This window comes from Microvirga sp. jy35, from assembly GCF_056148915.1.
On sequence record NZ_JBWBEW010000018.1, the window covers coordinates 94951 to 100950 of the forward strand.

The following is a 6000-nucleotide window of genomic DNA, read 5'->3' on the forward strand; positions in this document are numbered from 1 at the left end:
TGCATTCCTCGGACAATAAAAAAGGGCGATCCTGCGATCGCCCTCTCTCAGGATTGGCTGGTCTGAAGATCAGCCGCGGGCGCGGGCCCGGATCATGAAGGTGTCGAAGGCATACTCGGCCACTTGGAACCAGAGATATTCCTCGTTGCGGAAGCTGCGGACGCTCTCATAGATCTTCTTGAAGTCGGCGTTCTTGCCCGAGACCTCGTCATAGACCTCGTTGGCGGCCTTGTAGGCTGCTTCGAGAATCTCCTGCGAGAACGGACGCAGCTGGGTGCCGGCGCCGAGCAGACGGCGCAGGGCCGCCGGATTGCGGGCGTCGTACTTGGCCAGCATGTCGTTGTTGGCGTAGCTCGAAGCCGTGGTCAGGATGGCCTGATACGCCTTCGGCAATTCGCGCCACTTTGCCTGGTTCACGAACAGGTGGATCGACGGGCCGCCTTCCCAGAAGCCAGGATAGTAGTAGTACGGCGCGACCTTCGAGAAGCCGAGCTTCTCGTCGTCGTAGGGGCCGACCCACTCGGCGGCGTCGATGGTGCCGCGCTCGAGCGACGGATAGATGTCGCCGCCGGGGATCTGCTGCGGCACCACGCCGAGCTTCGCCATCACCTGGCCGGCAAGGCCTGCGATGCGCATCTTCAAGCCCTGCAGGTCCTGAACGGTCTTGATCTCCTTGCGGAACCAGCCGCCCATCTGCACGCCGGTGTTACCCGCAGGCATGCCGTACAGGTTGTGCTTGGCGTAGAACTCGTTCAGCAGGTCGTTGCCGCCGCCATGGTAGAGCCAGGCGTTCTGCTGGCGGCCGTTGAGGCCGAAGGGCAGGGCGGTGCCGATGGCGAAGGTCGGGTCCTTGCCGAAGTAGTAGTAGGAGCAGGTGTGGCCCAGCTCGACGGTGCCGCCGCCGACAGCGTCGGCGATCTGGGGCGTGCCGACGATTTCACCGGCCGCGAAAGGCTGGATCTGGAACTTGCCGTCCGTGGCTTCCGACACGTATTTGGCGATGGTCTCGGCCGCACCGTAGATGGTGTCGAGCGACTTGGGGAAGCCGGACTGCAGGCGCCACTTCACTTCCGGCGCCGACTGGGCGATCGCCGGAGCGGCGACCGCGGTCGAGGCGGCGCCGACCGTCGCGGCCTGCAAAAACTGACGACGTTTCATAAAACAAACTCCTCCCTCTGGGATCGTGACTTCGTCACTTGCGCCCTATTGACACTAAATCCGGTTCCCTCCGCAAGAACAGTCAAGCCGATATCGACTAATGATCTACGCGTCGCTTGAGAACGGGTTCGCTCTGCCTAGGAAAGAGGCACGTCGATCGTGCAGACCACCCCTTCCGGCCGGTAGATCAGGCTGACCTCCCCATTGAGCTCCCGCGCCAGGCCGTCCTGGATCAGCCGCGATCCGAAGCCCTTCCTGGACGGCGGGGAGACCGACGGTCCGCCATGCTCTTCCCAGCGCATGGCCAGGCGCAGCCCGGACGGGGTCTCGAGGGTCGCCCAGGACACCCGGACCCGGCCTTCGGGAGCGCCCAGGGCGCCGTACTTGACCGCATTGGTGCACAGCTCGTGCATCGCCATCGAGAGGCTCAGGGCCATGGAGGGGGTGACCCGGAGATCCGGCCCCTCGAGCCGGATCCGGCCGTCATCCTCCGACAGATCCCGATAGGGAGCAAAGGCCTGGGCGACGATCTCGATGAGGCCCGCGCCTTCCCAGTTCTCCCGGGTGAGGATGTCGTGGCCGCGGGCCAGGGCGAAGAGGCGGGCCTCGAAAGCGCCGTACAGGGCAGGCAGATCCTGCGCGCCGCCGGTCCTCAGCACCCGGAAGCTCTGGGACGCCAGGGACTGGACGGTGGCCAGCGTGTTCTTCACCCGGTGGTTCAGTTCGTTGATCAGGAGCCGCAGGTGCTCCTCCGACCGCTTGTGATCGGTGATGTCGATCTGGATGCCGTCCCAGAGGATGCCGCCGTTCTCCAGCCGCCGCGGCGTCGCGATGATGCGGTGCCAGCGGGTCTCGCCGGTCTTCGCATGCCGGATCTCGAACTCCTCTTCGCATTCCGTGATGTCGCGAAGGCTCTCCAGCCGCCGCGCGAGCATCCGCTCCCGGTGCTGCGGCAGCACGAGGCTGTAGAGCAGATCCGGGTTGGACTGCGCTTCCTCCGCGGGCACGCCGGTGAGCCGCTCGCAGGTCTTGGAGACGTAGAGCACCCTGCGCTCGTGGTATTCCGGGGAATGGGTGGTCTGATAGAACATGCAGGCGGGCGCGTTGTTGGCCAGCGCGCTCAGGCGCGCCTCGCTGGTGCGCAGCTCCTCCTCGGCGCGCCGGCGCTCCGTCCAGTCGCGGAAGCTGACGCCGATGCCGCCGCTATAGGGAAAGACGTGGAATTCCAGATGGCGGCCGGGGCGTCCGACCGCCTCCCCCTCGAAGGATAGGGAGTTGCCGGAGAGGAACACCTCCTCGTACCGACGGCGAAGGTCCGTGCCCTCGGATTCGGGAAACACGTCCCAGATCATCTTGTGGAGCATCGCCTGGCGGGGAAGGCCGAAATAGGTTTCCGCAGCCCGGTTGATGTAGCTGAAGCGCCAATGCGCATCGAGGGAGTAGAAGGCGTCTCCGATGCCCTCCAGCAGCACCGCAAGCTGGGCATTGACCTTCGCCTCGACCGTGCGGGCGAGGGCCTGCTGCAGGGCGTCGTTCAACGCTCCCCGCGGAGAGGCGGAGATCGAGGCCACAAGATCGCTTGTGAGTTGTTCCAGATCGAAGGACGCGGCCAGGGCCGGGTTGGGCATGCTCATGATCTGCAACATAATCACGGTTTTACATCGCGAGCAATGTACCGACCGTATCGTATTGTTAAGTTTCAGACACGCGCGTGCGGAGCCGCACGCCGGAACTGCCGCGGCCGCTTCAAACCGATCAGGACTCGGTCTGAACCGATTTCTCGTCGAAGGAGGAGTTCTTCGGAATGCTGAAGGCTTCAGCAGCGCAGATCAGGGTGAACAGGGCGACGACGCCGACGATCTCGGCGAAGCTGACAAGCGTGGAAGACAGATCACCCGCATGGGCAAATGCACCTGACACGAGCGCGACAACGACAGCCCAAAACATCATGGGCCCTCTCCCCGGCTTAGCTTATTGTGGCGACAGAACGCTTAATTAGGCCAAAAGTTCCTAAAGCCAAGCTAAAAAATTCCCTGGCTGTCGGTTTCCGCCAAATTGCGTTGCCTTACCATGGATACACTCGACGACGGTTTTGTGAAGGTTCGTCCATGCGCTCCCCGATCGACCACGTCGTGCCGGATCTGCAGGGGCCGGACAGCGCTCTGCTGGAGGATGCCCGACGGTCTTCCGGGCAGGGGAAGGCTGCCCATAGGGGCCTGCTGGAGCGCATCCCGGCCCTTCACGCCATCGAGCAGGGTGCGCCCGCTGCCCCCGTCCCATGGACCGGCTCCCTCAGGATCGCGGCGTTCAATGCGCAACGCCTGAAGAACAGACCGGCGGTCCGGCGGCTGATGGAGCAGGCGGGGGCGCAGGTCACGCTGTTGAGCGAGGTCGATCTCGGCATGGCGCGGTCCGGCAACGCGCACAACATCCGTGATCTGATCGCCGGAACGGGGGAGGGGTATCTCTACGGGGTCGAGTTCGTGGAGCTCGATCTCGGCAGCGCCGACGAGATTGAGCGCTCCGCAGATCAAAGCAACAGCCATGGCCTGCACGGCAATGCCGTCGTGACGGGCCTTGCCCTGGAGCGGCCGCACCTGATCCCCCGCGAGGAGAACGGCCTGTGGTTCCCCGGCATCAACGGCGCGCAGCGCCGGATCGGCGGACGGATGGCGCTTGCCGCCCGTGTGGCGCAGGCGCCCCGGCCGCTCTGGCTCGTGAGCACCCACCTGGAGAGCAAGACCGATCCTGCCGACCGCCGGCGGCAGATCAGAGCTCTGCTGCGCGCCCTGGACGAAATCGCCCCGGGAGAAGCCTGCGTCATCGGCGGCGACTTCAACACCAAGGCCCTGCCGCGCGGCGAGAGCGGGCGGCATCTCCTGCTGGATGCGCCCGAGCGGTTCGAGCCGCTCTTCGCCGACCTGCGCGAGGCCGGGTTCGGCTGGCACCACGCGAACCTGGCCGTGCCGACCCAGACACCGGGCCCCACGAACAAGCACCAAGCCCCTTTCGGCAAGCTCGACTGGCTCGTGGCGCGCGGCCTTGAGGCCCGCCATCCGCAGGTGATCCCGGCGATGGACAAGGAGGGCAGGGCGGTGTCGGACCACGAGATGATCGCTGTGGATCTCAGTTTCTGAATTTCAGCCAGAAGTAGTAAATCTTTGGAGCTTCGCAGGGCAAATTGACGCCCGGGTAAAACTTGGGGAAAGTCGCTTATAACCTCTGGTTGAATAAGCCAAGCTGTGATCTCCTCAGTGAGGCTGCTCGGAGCACTCTGTCGGTCCCGCGAGGAAACGGGCCGTCAAAAGGCAGCCAAAGGGGGAGGCAATGAAGATCACTTGCGTTCCTGTCGCCATGGCCGTTTTCCTGGCGCCCTATCTCGGATCGTGCGCCATCCATCCCGTTCCGCAGGATGTGGCCGTTCCCACTCTGGAAATCGTGAAGCGGATCCGCTGCGAGACCCGCAAGGCCGTGTTCGACTCGGCGGTGGGCTGGCTTGTGCACGACAAGGACGTCGATCCGGATTCAAGACGCATCGGCGCCACGTTCTACAACACCGGCCGGCCCATCAGGGAGTTCCACCCGAAGCTGTTCAAGGGATCGGTCTCCACGGTGCTCGATCTCTTCTGGAAGACCGGGGTGGCCTACAACTATTCCTTCGAGATGACGGAGACGAACAACGTCAACACGGAGCTCAACTTCCTCAAGCCCCTCACGAACTCCAGAAGCCTCGGGCTCAAGGCCGGGATCGACCGGGAGCGGCAGAACATCAGATCCTTCACCGTCACGGACACCTTCAGCACGTTGATCGCGGAAGTGCCCGACAGCTACTGCGATGAGAAGATCGTCTCGGCGAACTATGCCTATCCGATCGCCGGGCGGATCGGCATGAATGAAGTGGTCCAGACATTCGTGAACCTGACCCTGCACGGAGGTCTCGGACCCAAGGCCGGGGAGGCCGCCGGACCGCCGACCATGGTGGATGAACTCGGGTTCACCACCACGATCTTCGGATCGGCGACGCCCAAGGTCGTTTTTTCTCCGGTTGGTGAGAACCTCAGTCTTGCGGACGTGTCCTTCAACGCGGAACTCAAGCGCAAGGATTTCCACAAGGTCACCGTCGGCCTGGCGCTGCCGACGGCTGTGCAGGCGCAGGTCGGGCCGATCCGGAGCGCCCTTTATTCGAACACCTTCTTCAGCCGCCTTCTCACCGCTTCCGGTGGACCCACGCAGCAGGCTGCAGCCGAGGCGGTGAACCAGGTTCTCACGCTGCGCGCCCTGGACAGCAGAAGGACCGTCGTCATCAGCGAATAGCCACGAGGGAGAAGTGTCATGACTCAGAAAAGGACCTCCGAAGACGCCCCGAAGCCGGTCTATCCGAAGGGACCGTCGAAGATCCCGCTGGATTCCATCTTCCGGTTCCTGGGGCTGCTTCGAAGGCACGGCCAGATTGCGCAGTTCAGGAAGGAGGCCGAGGAGGCCGGAGCCTTCGTCGAGGCCGATCCGGCGACCGTGAAATTCATCAAGGATTTCGTGGCCGCCCGCCCGGACATGTACAGCGACCCGCTCGGCGCCAAGGTGATCAGACCGACAGCCGCCAAGACGGCGTCTGCCGATCAGGGCCAGCACACGTGCACCTTCAGCTGAAGGAGCCGATGCTGGGCACCGGCCCTTGGCAATGCTCCGTGCGGTGCTGAGGCCGGTCGTCTTCTACACCACGAAAATGTCCGTGCTCTTCAAGGCGAGGTTCTTCGACAGTTGAGCGAACTCCACCGCTGCACCCCGGCCGGAGCCGTCCGCATCATAGGAGAGCACGCCCGTCTTCTTGTTGTAGACCAGGTA

6 protein-coding genes are annotated in these 6000 nt (G+C 63.9%); 3 read left to right on the forward strand and 3 right to left on the reverse strand.

From position 1 onward, the window contains the following. Positions 1-69: 69 nt before the first annotated feature. From AC0QTX_RS15165 to AC0QTX_RS15175, 3 genes are all read right to left on the reverse strand, one after another. Positions 70-1158, reverse strand: a complete 1089-nt coding sequence (locus AC0QTX_RS15165; RefSeq protein ID WP_474604651.1) for a TRAP transporter substrate-binding protein — start codon at positions 1156-1158, stop codon at positions 70-72. Between the two features lie 137 nt (positions 1159-1295). Further along, on the reverse strand, positions 1296-2792 hold the full coding sequence (locus AC0QTX_RS15170; protein WP_474604652.1) for a sensor histidine kinase: 1497 nt from the start codon (positions 2790-2792) through the stop codon (positions 1296-1298). Positions 2793-2913: 121 nt separating this feature from the next. Beyond that, entirely contained in the window at positions 2914-3108 is a 195-nt protein-coding gene (locus AC0QTX_RS15175) for a hypothetical protein (protein ID WP_474604653.1), read from the reverse strand. A 158-nt stretch (positions 3109-3266) separates the two neighbouring features. Here AC0QTX_RS15175 and AC0QTX_RS15180 point away from each other — a divergent pair, with 158 nt between their 5' ends. From AC0QTX_RS15180 to AC0QTX_RS15190, 3 genes are all read left to right on the forward strand, one after another. Further along, a complete protein-coding gene (locus AC0QTX_RS15180; RefSeq protein WP_474604654.1) occupies positions 3267-4295 on the forward strand; it encodes an endonuclease/exonuclease/phosphatase family protein in 1029 nt (342 codons plus the stop codon). 190 nt (positions 4296-4485) lie between these two features. Further along, positions 4486-5472 (forward strand): hypothetical protein, encoded by a 987-nt coding sequence (locus AC0QTX_RS15185; protein ID WP_474604655.1) that lies wholly within the window; start codon positions 4486-4488, stop codon positions 5470-5472. Positions 5473-5490: 18 nt separating this feature from the next. Beyond that, positions 5491-5805 (forward strand): hypothetical protein, encoded by a 315-nt coding sequence (locus AC0QTX_RS15190; RefSeq protein ID WP_474604656.1) that lies wholly within the window; start codon positions 5491-5493, stop codon positions 5803-5805. Positions 5806-6000 lie beyond the last annotated feature (195 nt).

What these genes read in the sequence shown, in the direction of transcription:
- AC0QTX_RS15165 (WP_474604651.1), bottom strand. Translation starts at nt 1,158, where the DNA reads ATGAAACGTCGTCAGTTTTTGCAGGCCGCGACGGTCGGCGCCGCCTCG.
- AC0QTX_RS15185 (WP_474604655.1), top strand. Translation starts at nt 4,486, where the DNA reads ATGAAGATCACTTGCGTTCCTGTCGCCATGGCCGTTTTCCTGGCGCCC.
- AC0QTX_RS15170 (WP_474604652.1), bottom strand. Translation starts at nt 2,792, where the DNA reads ATGAGCATGCCCAACCCGGCCCTGGCCGCGTCCTTCGATCTGGAACAA.
- AC0QTX_RS15180 (WP_474604654.1), top strand. Translation starts at nt 3,267, where the DNA reads ATGCGCTCCCCGATCGACCACGTCGTGCCGGATCTGCAGGGGCCGGAC.
- AC0QTX_RS15175 (WP_474604653.1), bottom strand. Translation starts at nt 3,108, where the DNA reads ATGATGTTTTGGGCTGTCGTTGTCGCGCTCGTGTCAGGTGCATTTGCC.
- AC0QTX_RS15190 (WP_474604656.1), top strand. Translation starts at nt 5,491, where the DNA reads ATGACTCAGAAAAGGACCTCCGAAGACGCCCCGAAGCCGGTCTATCCG.